The sequence below is a fragment of the Pedobacter nutrimenti genome (genome assembly GCF_032678445.1).
Taxonomy (GTDB): Bacteria; Bacteroidota; Bacteroidia; order Sphingobacteriales; family Sphingobacteriaceae; genus Pedobacter; species Pedobacter nutrimenti_A.
The window spans coordinates 323,237-342,397 of the sequence record NZ_JAVTSQ010000004.1 but is presented as its reverse complement, the minus strand read 5'-3'; the positions used below and the strand labels follow the sequence as shown (position 1 = coordinate 342,397).

General features: G+C 41.1%; 23 protein-coding genes. 10 read left to right on the top strand and 13 right to left on the bottom strand.

The window, feature by feature from the left end; all coding sequences use genetic code 11:
• The first annotated feature begins 93 nt into the window (after window positions 1–93).
• The 7 genes from R2S08_RS08990 to R2S08_RS08960 all read left to right on the top strand — a co-directional run bounded on the left by R2S08_RS08990 (window position 94) and on the right by R2S08_RS08960 (window position 6,443).
• Window positions 94–1,119 (top strand): LacI family DNA-binding transcriptional regulator, encoded by a 1,026-nt coding sequence (locus R2S08_RS08990; RefSeq protein ID WP_316834844.1) that lies wholly within the window; start codon window positions 94–96, stop codon window positions 1,117–1,119.
• 153 nt (window positions 1,120–1,272) lie between these two features.
• A complete protein-coding gene (locus R2S08_RS08985; RefSeq protein WP_316834843.1) occupies window positions 1,273–1,947 on the top strand; it encodes a basic secretory protein-like protein in 675 nt (224 codons plus the stop codon).
• 18 nt (window positions 1,948–1,965) lie between these two features.
• The gene (locus R2S08_RS08980) at window positions 1,966–4,263 is read left to right on the top strand and encodes a GH92 family glycosyl hydrolase (RefSeq protein ID WP_316834842.1); all 2,298 of its coding nucleotides are present in this window, start codon (window positions 1,966–1,968) and stop codon (window positions 4,261–4,263) included.
• A 160-nt stretch (window positions 4,264–4,423) separates the two neighbouring features.
• Complete coding sequence (locus R2S08_RS08975) at window positions 4,424–4,663, top strand: hypothetical protein (RefSeq protein ID WP_133779739.1); 240 nt, start codon at window positions 4,424–4,426, stop codon at window positions 4,661–4,663.
• Window positions 4,664–4,682: 19 nt separating this feature from the next.
• Window positions 4,683–5,123 (top strand): DUF3592 domain-containing protein, encoded by a 441-nt coding sequence (locus R2S08_RS08970; RefSeq protein ID WP_316834841.1) that lies wholly within the window; start codon window positions 4,683–4,685, stop codon window positions 5,121–5,123.
• A gap of 3 nt (window positions 5,124–5,126) precedes the next feature.
• Complete coding sequence (locus tag R2S08_RS08965; protein WP_316834840.1) at window positions 5,127–5,423, top strand: hypothetical protein; 297 nt, start codon at window positions 5,127–5,129, stop codon at window positions 5,421–5,423.
• A gap of 108 nt (window positions 5,424–5,531) precedes the next feature.
• Window positions 5,532–6,443 (top strand): metallophosphoesterase family protein, encoded by a 912-nt coding sequence (locus R2S08_RS08960; RefSeq protein ID WP_316834839.1) that lies wholly within the window; start codon window positions 5,532–5,534, stop codon window positions 6,441–6,443.
• 54 nt (window positions 6,444–6,497) lie between these two features.
• On the opposite strand, the gene R2S08_RS08955 is transcribed toward R2S08_RS08960, so the two are convergent.
• The 7 genes from R2S08_RS08955 to R2S08_RS08925 all read right to left on the bottom strand — a co-directional run bounded on the left by R2S08_RS08955 (window position 6,498) and on the right by R2S08_RS08925 (window position 10,098).
• Window positions 6,498–6,950 carry an Hsp20/alpha crystallin family protein gene (locus R2S08_RS08955; protein WP_316834838.1) on the bottom strand — a complete coding sequence of 151 codons (453 nt, stop codon included), beginning with the start codon at window positions 6,948–6,950 and terminating at the stop codon, window positions 6,498–6,500.
• A gap of 11 nt (window positions 6,951–6,961) precedes the next feature.
• Window positions 6,962–7,096 carry a hypothetical protein gene (locus tag R2S08_RS08950; RefSeq protein WP_316834837.1) on the bottom strand — a complete coding sequence of 45 codons (135 nt, stop codon included), beginning with the start codon at window positions 7,094–7,096 and terminating at the stop codon, window positions 6,962–6,964.
• A gap of 2 nt (window positions 7,097–7,098) precedes the next feature.
• The gene (locus R2S08_RS08945; protein WP_316834836.1) at window positions 7,099–7,368 is read right to left on the bottom strand and encodes a hypothetical protein; all 270 of its coding nucleotides are present in this window, start codon (window positions 7,366–7,368) and stop codon (window positions 7,099–7,101) included.
• Between the two features lie 121 nt (window positions 7,369–7,489).
• Window positions 7,490–7,810 carry a hypothetical protein gene (locus R2S08_RS08940; RefSeq protein WP_316834835.1) on the bottom strand — a complete coding sequence of 107 codons (321 nt, stop codon included), beginning with the start codon at window positions 7,808–7,810 and terminating at the stop codon, window positions 7,490–7,492.
• An 11-nt stretch (window positions 7,811–7,821) separates the two neighbouring features.
• A complete protein-coding gene (locus tag R2S08_RS08935) occupies window positions 7,822–8,373 on the bottom strand; it encodes an RNA polymerase sigma factor (protein WP_316834834.1) in 552 nt (183 codons plus the stop codon).
• Between the two features lie 85 nt (window positions 8,374–8,458).
• Window positions 8,459–9,289, bottom strand: a complete 831-nt coding sequence (locus tag R2S08_RS08930) for a glycoside hydrolase family 16 protein (protein ID WP_316834833.1) — start codon at window positions 9,287–9,289, stop codon at window positions 8,459–8,461.
• Window positions 9,290–9,399: 110 nt separating this feature from the next.
• Window positions 9,400–10,098 carry a hypothetical protein gene (locus R2S08_RS08925; RefSeq protein WP_316834832.1) on the bottom strand — a complete coding sequence of 233 codons (699 nt, stop codon included), beginning with the start codon at window positions 10,096–10,098 and terminating at the stop codon, window positions 9,400–9,402.
• A 289-nt stretch (window positions 10,099–10,387) separates the two neighbouring features.
• On the opposite strand from R2S08_RS08925, the gene R2S08_RS08920 reads away from it, so the two are divergent.
• Both R2S08_RS08920 and R2S08_RS08915 read left to right on the top strand, forming a co-directional pair.
• Entirely contained in the window at window positions 10,388–10,603 is a 216-nt protein-coding gene (locus R2S08_RS08920) for a DUF6266 family protein (RefSeq protein WP_316834831.1), read from the top strand.
• Window positions 10,604–10,713: 110 nt separating this feature from the next.
• Window positions 10,714–11,079 (top strand): iron chaperone, encoded by a 366-nt coding sequence (locus R2S08_RS08915; RefSeq protein WP_316834830.1) that lies wholly within the window; start codon window positions 10,714–10,716, stop codon window positions 11,077–11,079.
• Here R2S08_RS08915 and R2S08_RS08910 read toward each other — a convergent pair.
• From R2S08_RS08910 to R2S08_RS08890, 5 genes are all read right to left on the bottom strand, one after another.
• A complete protein-coding gene (locus R2S08_RS08910; RefSeq protein ID WP_316834829.1) occupies window positions 11,071–12,363 on the bottom strand; it encodes a M56 family metallopeptidase in 1,293 nt (430 codons plus the stop codon). The two genes, R2S08_RS08915 and R2S08_RS08910, sit on opposite strands and share 9 nt — an antisense overlap.
• Window positions 12,364–12,367: 4 nt before the next feature.
• On the bottom strand, window positions 12,368–12,751 hold the full coding sequence (locus R2S08_RS08905) for a BlaI/MecI/CopY family transcriptional regulator (RefSeq protein WP_316834828.1): 384 nt from the start codon (window positions 12,749–12,751) through the stop codon (window positions 12,368–12,370).
• Between the two features lie 42 nt (window positions 12,752–12,793).
• On the bottom strand, window positions 12,794–15,427 hold the full coding sequence (locus tag R2S08_RS08900; protein ID WP_316834827.1) for a carboxypeptidase-like regulatory domain-containing protein: 2,634 nt from the start codon (window positions 15,425–15,427) through the stop codon (window positions 12,794–12,796).
• A complete protein-coding gene (locus R2S08_RS08895; protein WP_316834826.1) occupies window positions 15,424–16,308 on the bottom strand; it encodes a GLPGLI family protein in 885 nt (294 codons plus the stop codon). The genes R2S08_RS08900 and R2S08_RS08895 overlap by 4 nt, the downstream gene beginning before the upstream one ends.
• Before the next feature lie 123 nt (window positions 16,309–16,431).
• Window positions 16,432–17,229, bottom strand: coding sequence for an endonuclease/exonuclease/phosphatase family protein (locus R2S08_RS08890; protein WP_316834825.1), 798 nt, complete (start codon window positions 17,227–17,229; stop codon window positions 16,432–16,434).
• Window positions 17,230–17,895: 666 nt separating this feature from the next.
• Between R2S08_RS08890 and R2S08_RS08885 the strand changes: the two genes are divergently transcribed.
• Window positions 17,896–18,747, top strand: a complete 852-nt coding sequence (locus tag R2S08_RS08885; RefSeq protein ID WP_316834824.1) for a class I SAM-dependent methyltransferase — start codon at window positions 17,896–17,898, stop codon at window positions 18,745–18,747.
• A gap of 14 nt (window positions 18,748–18,761) precedes the next feature.
• Here the strand turns inward: R2S08_RS08885 and R2S08_RS08880 are convergent, their stop codons facing one another.
• Window positions 18,762–19,040 carry a hypothetical protein gene (locus tag R2S08_RS08880; RefSeq protein WP_316834823.1) on the bottom strand — a complete coding sequence of 93 codons (279 nt, stop codon included), beginning with the start codon at window positions 19,038–19,040 and terminating at the stop codon, window positions 18,762–18,764.
• Window positions 19,041–19,161 lie beyond the last annotated feature (121 nt).

Here is a 19,161-nt window from a genome sequence, read left to right as displayed (position 1 = left end):
TATCAGTATTTTAAATGTAAGGTAAATATTATGTTCAATTTTTTATTAAACACCTTAAGCAATTGTTATATATTTAAAAAATGTACCGTTACCATGATTAAGAAGAAGATCTCCATAAAAGATATTGCAAAACTGACAAACACCTCCATAACCACTGTATCTTTTGTCTTAAACGGCAAAGGCCGCATCAGCGCAGATATAAGAAAAAAAATACTAGATGTAGCCCTTGAAAATGGTTATGAGCCTAACCGTATGGCGGTTGGCCTGAGAACAGGAGAGTCCAAAGTGATTGGTTTAATTGTAGAAACCATTAGTGGACCTTTTTTTGGTACAATGGCCAAAGTTATTGAATACGAGGCTGAAAAAGCAGGTTATGGTGTAGTGTACTGCAGTACAGACAACAACATTCAAAAAGGAAAGAATGTGATCAAAATGCTTTCCAACCAACTTGTCGACGGGTACATTATTACGCCCATCAAAGGACTGGAGAAAGAAATACAAAAGTTAATCAGCAACGAAAAACCCGTTGTGTTCATCGATAGTTACTTTCCCGGGATCGATATCCCCCATGTATTGGTTGACAATTACAACAGCGTTTATCAGGCCATCCAGTTCCTTGCCGATTCCGGGTATAAAAATATTGGATTTGTAACACCAGATCTGGACCTTGTTCAGTTACAGGAACGGTTAATGGGTTACCAGGCAGCCATAAAAGCAAATGGACTCACAGAAGATCCGGATATGGTTTTCAACTTATCCTACAACAGTGAAAGAACAGAAGCCGTAGAAGCTGTCAAGGAATTTTTAACCAGACAAATCAATTTGGACGCTGTCTTTTTCAGCACTAACTACCTGGGCATCATAGGCCTTAAAAGCATCAACGAACTTAAGCTAAACATTCCTGTCGACTTAGGGGTCATGAGTTTCGATGATCATGAATTATTTGAACTTTATCCTCCGGGAATCACCTCTGTAAAACAACCCACTTACGAAATTGCAAAATCTGCTATTGACCTGTTGATGTCAAGTTTAAACGATCGCAGTTTTGATGTTTCAAACATCAAACTTCAAATCCCGGCAGAAATTATCAAACGCGGATCTACATCCAGCCTTACCTAGTGGTTTAGCGCGATGAAACCTTTCATTTAATTCAAAAATTATTTTATAGATTTACTTTTAATCTTTAAAAAAAGGATTTTTTTTACCATTTTTGATAAAACGTTTTATCAAACCTTCACCAGGAATACCATTTAAACCGCTACAACCCAGAAAATGAAAAAAAACTTTTTACTAACCACCTGTCTGGCAATCGCATGCAGCTCCTTTGCTCACGCACAATCTACTGAAGTCATTCAAAAAAAAGGTTACAAGCTCACCTTCATCAACCAGGATGCAAATCTTGATCAGCATCTAAAGGCCAGACTGATTGAAACCTTTTTTACTGTCTATCCGAAACTGGAAAAAGAGTACAATAAAAAAACAGCCAAAGACATTACATTCGTGATTGATACCGCCTACGATGGCGTAGCGGCAACGGCCAATGCAAGAGTAGTATACAGTTCAAAATATATGGCAAAACACCCTGTGGACATCGATGTAGTGACCCACGAAGTGATGCACATTGTACAGGATTATGGCAACAGCGGCGGCCCAGGCTGGCTAACCGAAGGCATTGCAGATTATGCCAGGTATACATTCGGAGTAGACAACGCTGGCGCACACTGGGAGTTGCCTGCATTTAAACCAACACAACATTACAGTAATGCCTATCGTACTACAGCGCGCTTTTTGGTTTGGCTGGAAAAAAGTGTAAAACCAGGTCTGGTCAAAACCTTCGACAAACAATTACGCGAACATACTTTTACCGATAACAGCTGGAAAAAAGAGACAGGTAAAACCCTGGATGAACTATGGACAGCGTATGCAGCCCATCCTGAATTATCCTAATCAACATTCTATACACAGATGAACAAACTTCTCTTAGCCCTACTCTTAAGTCCTGTGGTTTACGGGCAGGCACAAGCTCAAAAGGCTGAAAAATTGGTACCCTATGTAAACCCGATTATTGGTACCCAACGTATGGGCCACGTGTACCCGGGTGCTACTATACCTTTCGGCATGGTACAATTGAGCCCGGAAACAGATACCATCAGCTATGAGCTCAATGGCAAATACAATCCGGATGTATACAAGTATTGCGCAGGTTATCAATATGATGACAAAACCATCTGCGGTTTCAGCCATACTCATTTCAGTGGCACAGGACACTCTGATCTGGGCGATTTTTTAATTATGCCCACTACAGGCAAACTAAAACTCAACCCCGGTACTGCTGATCAGCCCGGCAGCGGATACCGCTCCCGCTTTTCTCACCAGAATGAGATCAGTCAGGCCAATTACTACAAAGTAAAACTGGATGATCACAACATTACTGCAGAAATGACCACCAGTGCCAGAGTAGGCTTTCACCAATATACTTTCCCAAAATCTGATCAGGCACATATTGTACTAGACCTGATGGCAGGCATATATAACTACGAGGATAAGAACGTCTGGACCTATCTCCGTATACTCAACGACTCCACAGTAATCGGCTATAGACAAACCAACGGCTGGGCAAGAACGAGGACCTTGTATTTTGCCATGCAGTTTAACAAGCCATTTGTTAAATCCGGTTACAAAAAATATGATAAAAAAGAAGTATACCGTGGCTTCTGGGGCAAATTCGGTCAAACCGAAAACTTTCCTGAAATAGCCGGCAAACAGATCAGGATCTATTTCGACTTTAAAACAGAAGAAGGTGAAAAGATTAAGATCAAATTTGCCATTTCTCCTGTAAGCATGGCAGGCGCAATGAACAACATGCAAACAGAAATTCCAGGCTGGGATTTTGAAAAAGTGAAAAACGATGGACAGGAACTCTGGGAAAATCAATTGCACAAAATAGAGATCAGTGGCAATAAAGAGATCAAACAGAACTTCTATACTTCTATGTACCACACCATGATCAATCCGACCGTTTATATGGATGTTGACGGGCAGTACAAAGGCCTGGATCAAAACGTACACAAAGCCGAGGGTTTTACCAATTACACTACTTTTTCCCTTTGGGATACCTACCGCGCCCTGCATCCCCTGTTCAACATCATTGAGCCTAAGCGAAATGCCGACATGGTACAAAGTATGATGGCCCACTTTGATCAAAGCGCAGAACATATGCTGCCTGTATGGTCCAATTCCGGAAATGAAAACTGGTGCATGAGCGGCTACCATAGTGTAACCGTGTTGGCCGATGCCATCATCAAAGGAAACATCAACCCAGGCCTCAACCTGAACAAAGCATTGGATGCCTGCGTAGCCACCGCCAGAAAAAGAGACTATGAAGGTATAGGTGAATATATAGATAAGGGTTACATTCCTGATGAAAAAACAGGTATTTCCGTATCCAACACCCTTGAATATGCCTTTGACGATTGGGCTATTGCCCAACTGGCCAAAAAACTCAACAGGAACGATATCTACCTGGAATTCATCAAACGTTCTGAAAATTACAAAAACGTATTTGATAAAGCCTCCGGGTTTATGCGCCCAAGACTCAATGACGGTACTTTCCGTAAAAAGTTCGACCCCCTGAGCACCATCAACGAAGGATTTATTGAAGGTAACTCCTGGAACTATACCCTTTTTGCTCCTCAGGACCCAAAAGCACTGATCAAACTCATGGGCGGCAACAAAAAATTTACGACCTACCTGGATTCTTTATTTACCATGCACCTGCCGGATAAATACTTCGAGGAAACAGAAGACATCACCAGAGATGGGATCATTGGAAACTATGTACATGGTAACGAACCCTCTCACCACGTGGCCTACCTGTACAACTGGACAGACAAACCCTGGAAAACACAGGAAAGAATCCGTATGATCTTACCTATTATGTACAAACCAACACCCGATGGTTTAGGTGGAAATGATGACACCGGACAAATGAGTGCATGGTACATCTTCAGTTCACTGGGTTTCTACCCTGTTGCACCCGGATCAGATCAATACGCTACCGGCAGCCCGGCAGTAGACGGCGCCACCATCAATCTCGAAAGCGGAAAAATCTTTACCATACATGTACAGAACCAGGGTCCAAAAAATGTATATGTTCAAAAAATGATATTAAACGGCAAAGTACTCACCAGTCCTTCCATCAGCCATTCCGATATTATGAATGGCGGCGAGCTCACCTTTTATATGGATAACAAACACAAATAAATACCTGAACATTCAAGGCCTCCCACAAAAAAGGGAGGCTTTTTACATTACTGAAAATTAAACTCTTAAGGCACCAGATGTGGATAACCTCCATCTTGTGTAAATCTATTTCAAACATTCCGCCCCTCCTGAACATTATTGCTGTATAAAATCCAAACATATGCAACAAAAAGATACTTTACTCAGCGCAGATCTTCAACGTTTCATTGACAAATTTGAGCCTTCAAAATTCAAGACATTAACCCGTGGCATAGAGGTAAGAGGCACCAACAACCTTCATCAAAGTATTGCCGGGGCAAAAGAACTCATCGAGAGATTGAAACTTAACCTTTCGGTACACCATACGGCTGAAATGGCCCTATACGGCAGTTTCGAAGTGCTAAGCCGACAAGCGCCGTAGTAAAACAAAAAATACGGCCATGTTTCCAATGAAATTTAATCCCATTTTTTCATTAATTGCAGGGTGCATTCTGCTTGCTCTTTCCTTATATAAACTGAAGGATACCCTTGAATTCTTAAAAAAAAGCGATCGGGCATCAGGCGTTGTTACCCGTCTTGAAGAACTAACCGGAGGAGATACCGGCACAAGCTATTCTCCGGTTTTCAAAATAAAAACAAAAGACAACAAGGAATTCACTTATTTCCATACCTCTTCCACCAACCCTCCCAGCTGGGATATTGGAGAGCAGGCCATATTCGTATACAATCCACAAGATCCGAATTCTGCCCGAATGCTCACTTATTTCGGTGTTTTCAGCTGGACAATTGTGTTCATGGCCTTTGGTGTATTCTTACTGACCATTGCCACAGGTCAATATTTATTAAAGAATCACCTGCAAAAATCTCCATTAAATTCCTGAGATATGATCTATATAGCCCTCCTCTTAGCCGGAATCTTATTGCTGATCATTTCAGTCAATTCCTTAAAGGCAAAAATCGCCTTTGTCAAAAACAGCGAACGGGTCGAAAGAAGGGTATCTGAATTAAAAGAAAACATTCAGGATGGCGATACCTTATATCCGCCTGGAAAACCAGAAGAAGCCAGACCAATGACCTATTTCGGGCTGTTTAACTGGATCATCCTGCTCATGGGCCTGGGAATGGCTTTAACCATTACCGGACTGGGGTATTTCCTGCTTCGGGGATACCTGAACACTTAATATATTCATAACATAGCCTACGCTAAAAGCAAATCTAATCTGCTTAATTTCGCGGGGTGCGTGCTTTAGCCATTCACTCAAACGTAAAATTTAGCTCCTTATACATCTATGAAAAGAAGATCAGTACTCAAGAGTATTGGCGGTATCGGAGGCTTGCTATTGGCCCCATCGATCAGTTTCGGTTCATCATCGCCTGAAAAAAAACCAGTACTTCGCATTGCCCATCTCACCGACGTTCACCTTAAAAATCACCTGGATGCCCCGGCCAGATATGCCAAATGCCTTCATCACGTTCAGCAGCAATCTCCAAAGGCCGATTTGATCCTGAATGGCGGTGATATCGTTTTTGACATGAACAAAGAACAACTCAGTACCATTAATGACCAATGGAAACTGACCCATCATATCCTGCAACAAGAATGCAGTATTCCGGTGAAGTATTGCCTTGGCAATCATGACATCTGGTGGGATGAAAACAACAAGGCCCAGGCTATTTACGGCAAGCAATATGCAATGGACCAGCTGCACCTCGCCAATCCTTATTATAGCTTCAGCAAAAACGGCTGGAAATTTATCCTGCTTGACAGTGTTCACCTGGATATTGATGGCACCTGGTACATCGGAAAACTGGGCGATGCCCAATTCAGCTGGCTGGAAAACGAATTAAAGAATACGCCTTCAAATGTACCTGTGCTGATCATGTCGCACATCCCTATCTTAACGGCTACCTTAATGATAGAAGATGACATTGTAAACAAATGGCAAATGCTTGGTGGAGATATGCATACCGATACAGCCAAAATCATTAAACTTTTCCATCAGTATCCTAATGTAAAACTATGCCTCAGCGGTCATATACACCTGAGAGACAAAGTGGTTTATAACGGTGTAACCTATATCTGCAACGGCGCGGTAAGCGGAGCCTGGTGGAACGGCAATAAAAGAGAAACCGCCCCAGGTTACGGACTTCTGGACCTGTATGCCGACGGTACGTTTGATGAATCTTATGTAAATTACTAAAAAAGCCCCGGTCCAAAAATGGCCGGGGCTTAATAAAAAGACCGGAAACAAATCCTAGTCTACAGGAATATCCTGCCCCGGAATATTGGTTTCAGGATCTTTAGGCAATACCACTTTCAATACACCGTCGGCATAACCGGCAGTAATATCCTCGGTCAATACCTTTCCATTTAAAACAAAAGACCTTTCAAAAGCACCATTGCTGTACTCCCTTCTGCTGAATTTCGTTTCTGTCAGTTCATTTTCTGCCGGAGTATAACTGATGGTTAACACATCGTCTTTTGTGGCTACTTTTAGGTGTGCCTTAACCAAATCAGGCGCAAAAAGATGGACAATGAAGCTATTTTCTGTTTCTTCAATGTTTGCAGGTACCCTTCTGGTATCCTGGTCAAACCAATCCTGTCCATGACCTCTGAAATGGGCTCCAAATGGTCCGCCAAATCTTCCTCCTCTACGGCCGCAGCCTCTATGCATTCTTGATGAATGATGTCTATGTTCGTTAAACATGTTTTCTTATTTTAATGGTGATTTACTATGTTCATTTTAAAATCCAGCCGGTCTGGATACCCTTTTTGCACCGCCAATGCATTTAATCCGTAAAAGGTTGCTCCTGCAACAAGCAGTGTCAATACTATTCTGAATGCTCTCATCATGACTAATCGTTAATATCAATATCCCTTACTAAACCCTTTTGTGCTACACCTGGTCTGTACCATTGATTATCTATGGGTACCATCTTTTGGTACCCGTGTCCATAATCCGAAAATTTGTTCCTGAAGAATTCCCGCTTAGGTCGTCTGAAAACGGCAATCAGCGCAATTCCGAAAACCATTGCCGCCAGTACAAATGCAAATATGCCTGGTACAAAGAACAGGGCCGCTCCAAGCACCATCCCCATTCCTATAGATCTAGATATTTTTTCCATTTTATCTTGTTTTATTTAGGAAGACGGACAGCAAACTGTTTTACTTTAAATGATTAAAAAAAATATCTTTAAACCAAAAAAGCCGGCAAAAAGCCGGCTCTGTATGCTATGAAATAAGATCTTATCTGAATCTCTTCCTAAATTCTTCCTTAAACCTGGAGCGTTCTTCACCAGTCATATCATGCCATTTATCCCGCATGCCGGATCCACGACGCCCAAATCCCCTGCCCGGACCACCGGGCTTAAAATTACCAAACAGGATCCTGCATAAAACCAGCAAGCCAAGGGCCTGCCAGTAATTCAATTTACCTGTATGTGCAACCTCTGGTAAAATCCAATTCCAAAGAAACATAACCACATATCCCAAAACTGCTGCAATCAATACAGCTGCCGGAATAAAGAACAAGAACTTTCTGCCTCTGTTAAAATTTCTATTCATCATCTCCCACAAATTTAGTAATTAATAAATTCCTGATATAAATTTTGTAAGCGGCTGCGCAGGTGTTTCACCGCGTAACCCTTTCTGGAAATTAAAGTTTTGATGTTTTCACCTGTCTCCTCTGCAAGCTCATGAAAGGTACGCTCTTCCAGTTCATTTTGGATAAATACATATCGCTGATTTTCGGGCAGTTCCTCCAGCGCCAGAAAAAGCTGGTCCCAGAATAGCTTTTTAAGACTCTCATCTTCAGGCGTATCAGAATCAGATAATAAGATCTCTTTAAAACTGATTTCACCATCTTCGTCCTCATAACTCAGATCTTCGAGCAGTTCATCTTTCTGTTTACGGTACTTATCGGTAATCTTGTTCCGGGCAACCCGATACAACCAGCCACTAATCTGCTCAATTGCATCTACCTCTGGCTGATTACTCAATTGATACCATACATCCTGCAAAATATCCTCCGCATCCTCATCGGTATGTACACGGCCACGGATAAAACTAAACAGACGTTTTCCATAATCTGCAACCGCACGGATGATATTTTGAGAATCTTTTTTCGGCACTACTTATTGTTTGTTAAGTGAGTAAACGAATGAGAATCAAGATTACTTTAAATTCAATGGAATTTATTTTAATCTCTACTAAAAGCTATTGGTAAACCTTTACCCAGTCAACAACCATTTGCACAGGCAACTGATCAGGTTTCACCTTTCCTACCCAACTGCCACCCAACTGTTGGTCAATCATCACGTAAAAAGGCTGATCATAAGGCCATTGACTGGCATCTACACCGGTAATGCGCGGATAGCGAAAAGTTTCTACTCCATTTAAAGTAAACACCAGTTTATCCGGATACCATTCCAATCCAAAAGTATTGAATTCACTGATGTCCAGTTTCCCTTTTCCGGAATGCGGAGGTTTATCTGTTTGTTTCAGGTTGAGCGTATAATAGGAATGCGTGGTTTGATAAATGATATTATCAAAGTTCAAATGTTCCATAATATCGATTTCCCCATTCTTAGGGTATTTCCCGTACTTATCTTGCTCCGCAAGCATCCATATCGCCGGCCAGGCTCCTTGCGCGCATCCCAGTTTTGCACGAATTTCAATTTTACCATACTGGAAGGCAAATTTACCTTTAGTATACACTCCTCCAGTCAAAAAGGGTCTGTTGTCTTTTAAAGTATCCGGATTTTTAATGCCTTTAAGGTATAATTTGCCATCTGCCTGAGTATAACAATCAGGATGATTACTCATGTGCTTATCCCAGTCACTTTTACCTGCCGGAATTTTGCTCCATTTACTGGTATCAAGTGCAGCGCCGTTAAAATCATCTTCCCACACCAGCTTCCATTTGCTGTGCACTCTTCCTTCTTTCTGAATATAGACATATTTATTTTCAACTACAGAAGGTAACACTTTACAGGAAGCCAATAAAACTGTAGCATAACAGAGCACATTTAGAAATTTAGTCATCATCTTTTTAATAAAATAAACAGGCAATTGATATGAAATCAAAGTTAATGTTCTCAGCATGTTCATTACTATAGAAAAAGCAATTTCTTGATTTTATTGATCAAATGCCCAAATTAATAACGGTTATCCAGCATCTTTCCCTTTTCAAAAGTTAAATGCAAAGTATGTAGTCTTGCAGATTGTTGCAGTACTTCTTTTTTGACCAATCTGGCAATTGGCACTTTTCTAATTACTTTTAAAACCTCGTCGCTCACTGTCCTGGGTAAATGCTCATTAACAGCAAGATGATCTATCGTTCCATCTTGTTTCAGGTTAAAAGTGACAATAAGCCTACCTTGAGCAGATGTGGAGATTTTACAGTTTTTAATCAGGTAGTCATATAAAACATCGTCTACAGGATCATGTATAATGGCAATTTTACCCATCAAGACCGGTTGCTGTTCAACTGTCTTCTGACAATCCGTACTTGGCTTCAGGATTCTACCTAATTTACTTTCCTGCGCATTGACTTTAGTCATTAAAGAGCCCATACCTACGAAAACCATTGCAGCAATAACCCATTTTTTCCAACGGGAATTTTCTTCAGGCAATTGGCCTGCTTCCAATTGATCTGTAGAAAACCTACCGCATACATTGCTGTTGTTCTCCTGCATGATCTGGATAAAATAGGCTACATTCTTATCAGTCAGATCGTAAACCGTTTTCTCACAGGAGCTACAATACCTATTGCCATCACTTTGGTCGTTCATATTGTTCCAATCCTGATGACAGGTGAAATTTAATTGGGCATTTGTAATCTTATTCTCTTCCATTTCGGTCTGTTTTAGTCGTGTATAATTTTTAGATGCGCCACCTTTCAAAATTCCACACCGTTTTTTACAATTCTTTTTTGCAAAGATTTCATGCCTGTAAACGGACAGTTCTGGGTTAGGAATAAAACCCAATTATTCTTGTTTTTCTTTTGCTTTCCTTTTGCTCTTCTCCTGCTATTCTTTTGCTTTTAGCAAAAGCAAAACATATGAACTATAGGATGTTAAAAAGTTAAAACAAAAATCAGATCTCAAATCCGGAACTGCATCATCATCGATTTAGAGATCAGCTATGCTTGTTGCTTATTTGCCAACTAATAATAATGCCTTTTACACCGTAAGTAGTGCCAGGCGTTCTGCAGGAGAAGATATTCTGGAGATCCAGCCGGTAAAAAAATCCAATAGTAATGACGAGATTGACCAATCTGTTGAAGCTTATATTGCTTTCATTTCTGATGATAGAGAGCAAGTTTCAAATAGCATTTACGCAGGAAGAATAGAGCTATAGTCAAGTAGTGATCATCTGTCTCAATTCCCCCTTTTATTGTCGTTTTTACGTACAATATTTTTGAAACAGGAATGGTAAATTTGAATCACTCCGTTAAAAACGATATTCAGATGAAAGATACAATCAAAAGTAATTCGGCAAAGGATATAGATGACTATATCTCAGGTTTTCCAGAGGGGGTTCAGGCGATTTTGCAGGAACTCAGGCAGACCATCCAAAAAGCAGCGCCTGATGCAGAAGAAGCCATCAAATACGGCATTCCAACTTTTACGCTTAAGGGAAATCTGGTTCATTTTGCTGCTTACAAAAAGCATATTGGGTTTTATCCTACCCCATCCGGACTTGAAGCCTACAAGGAAGAACTCTCTGGTTATAAAGGTGCAAAAGGGTCAGTACAGTTTCCGATCGACCAGGTACTTCCGTTCGCATTGATCAGCAAAATCGTAAAGTTCAGGGTGAACCAAAATTTAAAGTGATGACATATTTGCCTGCGGTGGATTAAAAGAGACTGGTCGTTTTGCCTTTTTCATTTCAATTTTTATCACTCCGTTCCTGCCCCGTTCACCATATTCGGCCATAGCTGATTTATCTTTAAACACGTTTATTGCCTCGATATCGTTCGGATTCAAACCATTCATCGACTTCACTTCTACCCCGTCAACAAATACCAATGGCTCTTTTTTTACTTCAGGTATTTTTACAACAACAGATTCCGATTTCACAACAGAATCTGCTGGGATAGAAGCGGTAAAAACAGGTGCTTCAGCTGGTTTTGATTCTTCAGGTGCTCTTTCCCTTGATTTAGGCTTTGCCGGAGCTATTTTTTTCTTTTGAACAGCAATCGTTACAGGCTTTTCCTGAACGACCTTTGGTTGAGCGATCTTAGAAACAGGGAGGGGGCTGATGATCAGTTCTGGTTTGGCAAATGCCCACAGAAAAAATGTCATGGCTGGTAAAACCAGCAAAACTGCAAATTTCCTCAATGAGCCGGAAGCAGGCTTCATCATCATTTTTATTCTTTTCAACTGACCCATTTGAGCAAAAGAACTGGCCAGAGCAAAGACCTGGGTCCCCAGCGTATGGTTAACCAGTGTAGCGCGATATACAGCTATGGAATGTCCTTGCAACAATACAGCCTCATCTGCCAAAAACTCATGATTCTGCTTCATCCGGTCCAGGTATATCCAGGCAAAAGGATTAAACCATTGTAGCGTACAAAACAGCTGCCCCAATAACAGATCTACCCAATGCATTTGTTTTACATGCGCCAGTTCATGCGCCAGGATCAATCTCTTTTCCAACGCGGAACTATGGACTTTGTTATCCATAATAATATAGTTAAATATGGAGAATGAAGACTTGAATTCCGGGGTTTCTATCAGCTTAAAGCCGTCTGATGAGGTACAACCATATTTCCCAATAACCTGCTGAATTTTAAGCATTCCCGTCAAATGCCGCAGCATTAAAAAGCAAATGCCTGTCAGATAGGTTCCAGCCAGCACATATATCCATAAAGGAAATCCGGTATCTTTCTGTATTGCTGCCGTTGAAACAGAACCGCTCAGACTAAGGGATGAAACCAGGTGTACCTGATAAGTATAGGTATAAAAAGGAAGAGCGAAAGCACCGAGCAAGCCCAGCAACAGGAACCAGCGGTTAAACCTGTAAAAGGTCTCGTTCTTGAGAAAAAACCAGTATATACCCAGGAATACCACTGTATACAATGCAGATTTTAAAAGATAGATGACCAGCTGTTCCATAATACTATTCTTTTTCCTTTTTCAGTTCTTCACGGGTGTCTTTAAGCAAAAGATCCAGTTCTTCGATGCTATAATTATTTTCCTTTGCAAAAAAAGAGGCCATTGCAGCAAATGAATTACCGAAATAATTTTTCAGTAAACCGGATAACTGTGTTTTGGAATACGCTTCTTTTGCGACCAATGGAACATATCTGTTGATCCTGCCCTGTCCGTGGTGGGAGGCAAAGCCCTTATTCTCCAGAATAGTCAGTACGGTAGATACTGTGGTTCTTGCTGGCTTGGGCTCCTCCAGCCTGTCGCGGATATCCTGAACCGTGCCTTCACCCAAATCCCATAACACCTGCATAATCTGTTCTTCGGCTTTTGTTAACTGTGCATTTTTTTCCATAGCATCATAAATGTATGACTAATTTTATAGACAAACAAACAATTATTTAATCTTAAACCTGACCTTCATTAGTACCTGTGCTGGTCTGAGCTTGTAAGCGGTATAAAAAGTGCTGATGTCTGTATAAGACGCAGAGACATACTGACGGGCATTTAAGATATTGGTGTATTCCAGATTAAACTCCATGCGTTTAAATACATATTTAGCGCCCACATCAGCAAAGTTGAGCGATTTGGTTCCGGAAATGATTACGCTGTTATAAAAATGCTCCAATCCAAGGTTAAGTGTAAGACCACTAACCGGGAAAAAATTCAGTTGTCCGCGCTGTACGGCGTTGCTGATGGGCGCAAACCTACCCTGATCGCCCGGTACCCTGTTCATGCTCCTGCTGTACTGGAAACGATAAGATAAACTTACCCATTTACCCAGTTTACCGGATATTTCTGGCCTTAAGCCAAAGCGTTGATTGGTGAAACTGATCAGTTCTCCATTGCTGATTTGTACCGCTTTCGATTTGCTGTAGTCCACTTCCAGCGCCAGGGTTGAAGACAGGAAGTCCAGCCCTTTGCTCAACCTGCTATAAAAAGTGTAACCTTCTGATATATTTGGAATTAAATAGGTTTCTTTTAAACTTCTTATTCCTTCATAGTTATAACCATATAATAAGTTCATACTGTTCTTGATATAACTGGCCGACAGATTCCAGAAAATGGCATGTAATGGATGGCGGTAGCTGAGGTTAAAATTGTAAGATTGTTTCTTTTGTTCCGGCAATTCGCTTTCATTTCTCACCAAACTGCGGTAGGATGACATGAGGTACCCCGTTAACCCGCTCCCTATTCCACCAAGTTCATTTCCGTAAAGGGCGGAGGCAGAAATATTCCAGAGCAGGTTGAGTTCATATCTGATGTTCAAAGAAGGATTGAAAAATAACCGCCGCACCTTTTTTTCCAGTGCAGTTATACGGTTATGGCTGTACAAAAAGGTATAAACCAATGGAGCTCCTGCTGTTATACGAAGCCGGTTCTTGTTATAGATATAATCCGGACTCAGGTAAAACTCAAAGGTATTCCAATTTAAGCTATTACGCAGTGAATCAGGAACAATTGCCTGTTCACCTGAAGTATTACCTGCCTGAAGTTTAGAATTCAGCGTCTGAACATTCGCATTAAAACCGAGGGCATAATTCTGTTTCCAGGGCCCTTTGTCCAAACCATAGACAAACTTGCTGGCCGAAGAAAACTGTCCCTGCCTGAGCACTTGCTTTATAAATCCGGAACTTTCTGCACCAGGGAACAGATCGGGATACAACATTGGGTGTACCTTCAGGTCCTGAGGATTGCTGGTGTAAGCATTAGAAGAATACATCCGGATGGTGGACTTTTTATAATTCCGGATCAGGCTAAAAACATTACTTACCTTAAATACTGGTTTGTTCAGGTCCTGGAGAATATCCTGTACCGCCCCTTCTTCCCTGCTCCATTTCCCACTCAATTTAAAGGCATTATCGAGGTAATACCTGTCTGTATTGGCATTGAGCTGCAGGTTTGTTTCTACAGTATTGCTGTGTTCAATAGCTTTTAAACCTTCTTCAATGGTCAACAGGCTATCGCCTGGCAGGTAATAGACCGAACGTGTATAGCTTTCTTTTTCCTGCCGGTCATTGATATAATTGATATTGGCATTGAGCTGCAGGTCTTTACCATAAGTCCAAAGCTGGTTTACTGAACCGGTATGGCTTTGATTGAAAAGATAACGCTTCTCGCTGATTGCCGGGGCCGAGGGCGATTGTATGGAGAGCATACCGCCCTGGCTCCCTGCAAAATTGGCTCCCGGATAGAGATAAGCCATTTCAGCCACAACATTATTGCCGCTGTTGTTCCCTTTGTAGGTATTGATGCTCTGTTTATTCTTATCAAAATAAGTGGTCACCAATTCATTGTTCCATAATAAGGGTGACAAACCGATGCCCAGCTGGGTATTGGCCACCAGTATGCCTTTTGCCGTGTCTTTTAGTTTTAAATTGATAGCGCCCTCATCAGTAAACTCTTTATCTTTCAAGGCTTTTATGGGCTGGTGATTTTCCAGTACCTGTACTGTCGCTACGTCCTTAAATTCAATGTTATTGGTCGCCAGGCCATACCTGCCCTGTAACAGATCTTTACTTTCAATGTAGAATTTATTAATGGGTTTATTGTTATAAGTGATCGAACCATTCTCATTAACCCGAATGCCTGGCATCTTTTTCAAAACATCACCTATGGTCCGGTCATTTTTATCAGAAAATGCCTCTACATTGTAGTTTAGGGTATCACTCAGTTGCCTGATTTTAGGCAGTTTTACCTTAACTTCTCTAAGTTTAATGGACTCTGGGGTCATACTGAAATCTAAGTGCTGAGTTTTATTGGCAAGCATAATGAACTCCTTTTTGAGGTTAAACCCCGAAAAGACCACCATAACACTATCTGCCTGACTCTTAAATTTCAGATTATAAGTCCCTTTATCTCCTGTAAGAACAAAGGCCAGCATCCCCGCGGCATTTTTTTCTTTCACGCTAACACTCACGCCTGCCAGTTCTTTTACTTCTGCTTTACTACTGACCGTGCCGCTGATCGTGGTCTGTGCATGGGCAGAAAAAGCACCATAGCACAACATAAGGAGAAATAACTTTCTCATTCTTTTTCCATAGGAAGGAGATCCACTTTACCCGGCATTTCGGCTATAGTCATTACACCAGCAGTTAAATTGATCTGCATGCCTGCCCCCTGCTTTTTCTTTTGCTTTTCAAATTCCTGCCTGGTACATACAATAGCCCTGGAATCATCCATCAGAATAGGTGAAGGTGTCGATAGCTGCTCCAATCCAACCAATTTAAAAGCAAACAAACCTTCAGTATCTTCGATTTTAAGAATCAGTCCGGGCAAGCCGTTAAATTTCCAGGGACCATCGCTTACCGGAATATCTGTACTAAACCAGGCAATATAATCCCTTCCCCTAAAATGAAGGCTAGCTTTCTGACAGGTATAGGACAGCACGGTATCGGTTTCACCGGAGATTTTCCAATCCAGTTTTCCCGGCTCATCTGTGTACTTGAAACGATCAGCGATGACACTTACATAATCCAGAATGGTTTGTTTACTGGTCTGTTTATCTTTAACGATCTGGTAGCTCTCTCCTTCCATCGAACCTGAGCCAACAGTTCCTGGCATATTCGATAAATCCTTAGCGGATTCAGCTCTAAATACATTTATACTTTTGATCGTAGATGGATCTGTATTTTTCATCCGGTCATTGAGCAAGGAATCTCTTTGCTGCCGTGCCGGATCATAGAATTTAGAGAAACGCTCACCTATTTCCAGAACCATCTGATCAGAACGATAAGGCTGGTTGGCGTCTGGTTTCCTTTTACTAAACAGATAAACACACCGAAGAGAGGCTTTATCAATAGCTTTCTTTTCTGATGGGTTTGAATTTTGGGCGTTGATGGATATTCTTTGCTGACTGAAGACAGATAAAGTCAGGCTGCATAAGCTTGCAATAAATAGAAAGGGTTTCATACATGATGGGTTTATATCATGCAATCTACGTCTATGTTTTTAGACAAACAAGTATTTCGTCTAAAATTTTAGACGAAATACTAAAAACAGCGGGAACAGCTGACTTATGCCATTCCAGGCCGCTTAGTTTAATTTTAAGGTAACCAACACTGGCATATGGTCAGAAGCATCAGATTTGATCACTTTTACATCCGTCACTTTCCAGGACTTGCCTTTGCTTAGAAAAACATAGTCTATTCTTTCACTCGGCTTATCAAATGGAAAAGTAAGTGCAGGCTCGCCATATGCCACAGCCGCATCCTGAAGTTTTGAAGTAAGAATCTGGTATGGTTGGGTATCAGGTGTAATGTTAAAGTCTCCGCCAAGAATAACCGGTAGATTGGAAGCGGCAAGCAGTTCGACGATTTTTTCAGTCTGTGCTACTCTGTTCTTTTCAAATTCATGACAAAGATGAGTTCCTCCAAATACAATCTTCTTTCCGTTAGGGAGTGTGGAGCTCACCGTGATCATTGCTCTCCCCTCACCACCTGCCGGCGTAGGAAGGTGATAAACTTTTAAAATAGCCGGATGTCTGGAAAGCAGCCCTTCTCCATATCCACCATTGCTGTAATCCATTGCTTTTCCAAAAAAGCCATGCATTCCTGTCAGTTTAGACAATTCCTCTACCAGATCTTTGGGAACCCCGCCATTAAAGCCGGCAGTTCTGTTGGTCATACTGTCCACTTCCTGCATGGCTACAAAGTCAGGCTTGTATTCATTGATGACCCGTGCAATATCTTTCAGATTGCTTTTTCCGTTGTCATAGTTCTTTTCGCCATGATAAATATTATAGGTCATGACCTTAATTTCCTGGGCAATGGTTAGATTCGTCTGGAAGCTGATCATGACCAGCAAGGCCAAACGATAAAATGTTGTTTTCATGTTCATATGTGGTTATTTTGTATAGCTATTTTAAGAATAAATCAGCGGAGCAACAACTGCAAGCCTGCGCAACCGTTTGCTTAAACTTAGTTAAACTTCAATATGCCAACACAGAAACCGGGATACAATATTTTATGTTAATCTTTCTATTTAACGGCCTTAAAACGCGATAAAGGAGCCATTCTAGCCTTGTTTAAGGACAGATGATCACCGTTAAGAGTTTAAAGACAGCAGGCATAAAGCAAGGCTAAAGTATTGAGTTGTTTTCATAGCAAGTTAAATTATAGATGTATGATACAAGTTAACAAATTCGGTCAAAAGAACATAACGATCCTGCAATAACATTTTTACCGTCAACCCAAACAAATTGCCCTTTTTATTGCTTATATTAGGAAATAATAATACCTAAAGATATGTCGATTTATTTAGAATACCCATCCATCGAGGATTATCCTGTGTATACACCAATGACACAGGAAGAGATCCAGAACAGCGCTGCGCTCTAAAATCAGCCTTAGCGTTATCTTATTGAGCCATGATTGATTTGGAGAATACCTTATTGTGTAACCCAAACGATACAATTTTCCATATTCAGATCACAACAACCTCATTAACCATTAAATTTAAACGGCTAATGAGTAAATTTATATTCTGAGTCCGAACCATATGGAAAGTGAGCACCAAATAGAACAAATCCGTGAACAACAAAAACAGTCATGGAATACATTTTCTCCGGGCTGGAAAAAATGGGATACATTTAACATGGAATTCCTTAGGCCAATGGGCGAGGCCATCATCGAAAACCTCCACCTGAAAGGAAATGAACATGTACTCGATGTTGCTACTGGCACAGGCGAACCTGGTCTGACTATTGCAGCAAAACTGCCACATGGAAAAGTCACCGGGATAGATCTGTCGGAAGATATGCTGCTGATTGCCCATTCCAATGCCCAGAAAAAGAAAATAAAAAATTACGAGACACGTGCAGCAGATGTTGGTGATCTCACATTTAAAACGGAAAGTTTTGATGCAGTTAGCTGCCGCATGGGCTTTATGTTCTTCCCTTCGATGGAAATAGCGGCGACCCAGCTGCACCGGGTTTTAAAGCCGGAAGGCCGCATCTCTCTGAGTGTATGGGATGGACCGGAGCAAAACGATTGGGTGACTACGATTATGGATGCCATTAAAAAACACGTTACATTACCTCCACCATTACCCGGAGCCCCGGGTATGTTTCGTTGCGCACCAGCCAGAAAGATGGAGGAACTCCTTTCATTAACTGGATTTAAGGACATCAGCACTCAGCGTATCAGTTCTACGGTTGATTATGAAAGCTTTGAGCGATATTGGGAGATTATGCTGGATGTAGCTGCTCCTATTGTTGCAGCGATGTCAGCTGTAGATGAAAAGACCAGGGCGATCATCCAGCTGCAGACAGAGAGATCTTTTCGGGCTAAGAACAAATCCGGTAAAGCAAAGCTTAATTATGCTGCACTGGTCATCTCTGCTCATAAATAGAAGCGTATCCTTTGCTAAATGTTCTTTGGATTATAGGCACCATTATCTCTGTCATTTTTATAATTTAATGCATCATCTTCAGGGCCATTATCCGATTCGGCTTTCTGGTCTTCTAACTTTTCCTTGGACTTACTGCTTTGATCAGAATCTTTGCTCTCCTTTGGTTTTACTCCAGTATCCAGACTTTGCTCAAAGCCTGGGTCAACAGATTCATTTTCGAATGTTGCATCATCGTTAAGAATGATACGGTCTGCAGATTCATTCTCTTCTTTTTCATTTTCCCTGTTTTCCATAGTTCATGTTTTAATTACAAATACAACAATCATGAACCATAATAGTTTGAGTCTGACTTCAGAATAATGGACTTTTCAACAAAACAAATCATATATCAATATTTCAAATTAACCAATTAAT

What these genes read in the sequence shown, in the direction of transcription:
- R2S08_RS08990 (WP_316834844.1), top strand. Translation starts at nt 94, where the DNA reads ATGATTAAGAAGAAGATCTCCATAAAAGATATTGCAAAACTGACAAAC.
- R2S08_RS08985 (WP_316834843.1), top strand. Translation starts at nt 1,273, where the DNA reads ATGAAAAAAAACTTTTTACTAACCACCTGTCTGGCAATCGCATGCAGC.
- R2S08_RS08980 (WP_316834842.1), top strand. Translation starts at nt 1,966, where the DNA reads ATGAACAAACTTCTCTTAGCCCTACTCTTAAGTCCTGTGGTTTACGGG.
- R2S08_RS08975 (WP_133779739.1), top strand. Translation starts at nt 4,424, where the DNA reads ATGCAACAAAAAGATACTTTACTCAGCGCAGATCTTCAACGTTTCATT.
- R2S08_RS08970 (WP_316834841.1), top strand. Translation starts at nt 4,683, where the DNA reads ATGTTTCCAATGAAATTTAATCCCATTTTTTCATTAATTGCAGGGTGC.
- R2S08_RS08965 (WP_316834840.1), top strand. Translation starts at nt 5,127, where the DNA reads ATGATCTATATAGCCCTCCTCTTAGCCGGAATCTTATTGCTGATCATT.
- R2S08_RS08960 (WP_316834839.1), top strand. Translation starts at nt 5,532, where the DNA reads ATGAAAAGAAGATCAGTACTCAAGAGTATTGGCGGTATCGGAGGCTTG.
- R2S08_RS08955 (WP_316834838.1), bottom strand. Translation starts at nt 6,950, where the DNA reads ATGTTTAACGAACATAGACATCATTCATCAAGAATGCATAGAGGCTGC.
- R2S08_RS08950 (WP_316834837.1), bottom strand. Translation starts at nt 7,096, where the DNA reads ATGATGAGAGCATTCAGAATAGTATTGACACTGCTTGTTGCAGGAGCA.
- R2S08_RS08945 (WP_316834836.1), bottom strand. Translation starts at nt 7,368, where the DNA reads ATGGAAAAAATATCTAGATCTATAGGAATGGGGATGGTGCTTGGAGCG.
- R2S08_RS08940 (WP_316834835.1), bottom strand. Translation starts at nt 7,810, where the DNA reads ATGATGAATAGAAATTTTAACAGAGGCAGAAAGTTCTTGTTCTTTATT.
- R2S08_RS08930 (WP_316834833.1), bottom strand. Translation starts at nt 9,289, where the DNA reads ATGATGACTAAATTTCTAAATGTGCTCTGTTATGCTACAGTTTTATTG.
- R2S08_RS08925 (WP_316834832.1), bottom strand. Translation starts at nt 10,098, where the DNA reads ATGGAAGAGAATAAGATTACAAATGCCCAATTAAATTTCACCTGTCAT.
- R2S08_RS08920 (WP_316834831.1), top strand. Translation starts at nt 10,388, where the DNA reads ATGCTTGTTGCTTATTTGCCAACTAATAATAATGCCTTTTACACCGTA.
- R2S08_RS08915 (WP_316834830.1), top strand. Translation starts at nt 10,714, where the DNA reads ATGAAAGATACAATCAAAAGTAATTCGGCAAAGGATATAGATGACTAT.
- R2S08_RS08910 (WP_316834829.1), bottom strand. Translation starts at nt 12,363, where the DNA reads ATGGAACAGCTGGTCATCTATCTTTTAAAATCTGCATTGTATACAGTG.
- R2S08_RS08905 (WP_316834828.1), bottom strand. Translation starts at nt 12,751, where the DNA reads ATGGAAAAAAATGCACAGTTAACAAAAGCCGAAGAACAGATTATGCAG.
- R2S08_RS08900 (WP_316834827.1), bottom strand. Translation starts at nt 15,427, where the DNA reads ATGAGAAAGTTATTTCTCCTTATGTTGTGCTATGGTGCTTTTTCTGCC.
- R2S08_RS08895 (WP_316834826.1), bottom strand. Translation starts at nt 16,308, where the DNA reads ATGAAACCCTTTCTATTTATTGCAAGCTTATGCAGCCTGACTTTATCT.
- R2S08_RS08890 (WP_316834825.1), bottom strand. Translation starts at nt 17,229, where the DNA reads ATGAAAACAACATTTTATCGTTTGGCCTTGCTGGTCATGATCAGCTTC.
- R2S08_RS08885 (WP_316834824.1), top strand. Translation starts at nt 17,896, where the DNA reads ATGGAAAGTGAGCACCAAATAGAACAAATCCGTGAACAACAAAAACAG.
- R2S08_RS08880 (WP_316834823.1), bottom strand. Translation starts at nt 19,040, where the DNA reads ATGGAAAACAGGGAAAATGAAAAAGAAGAGAATGAATCTGCAGACCGT.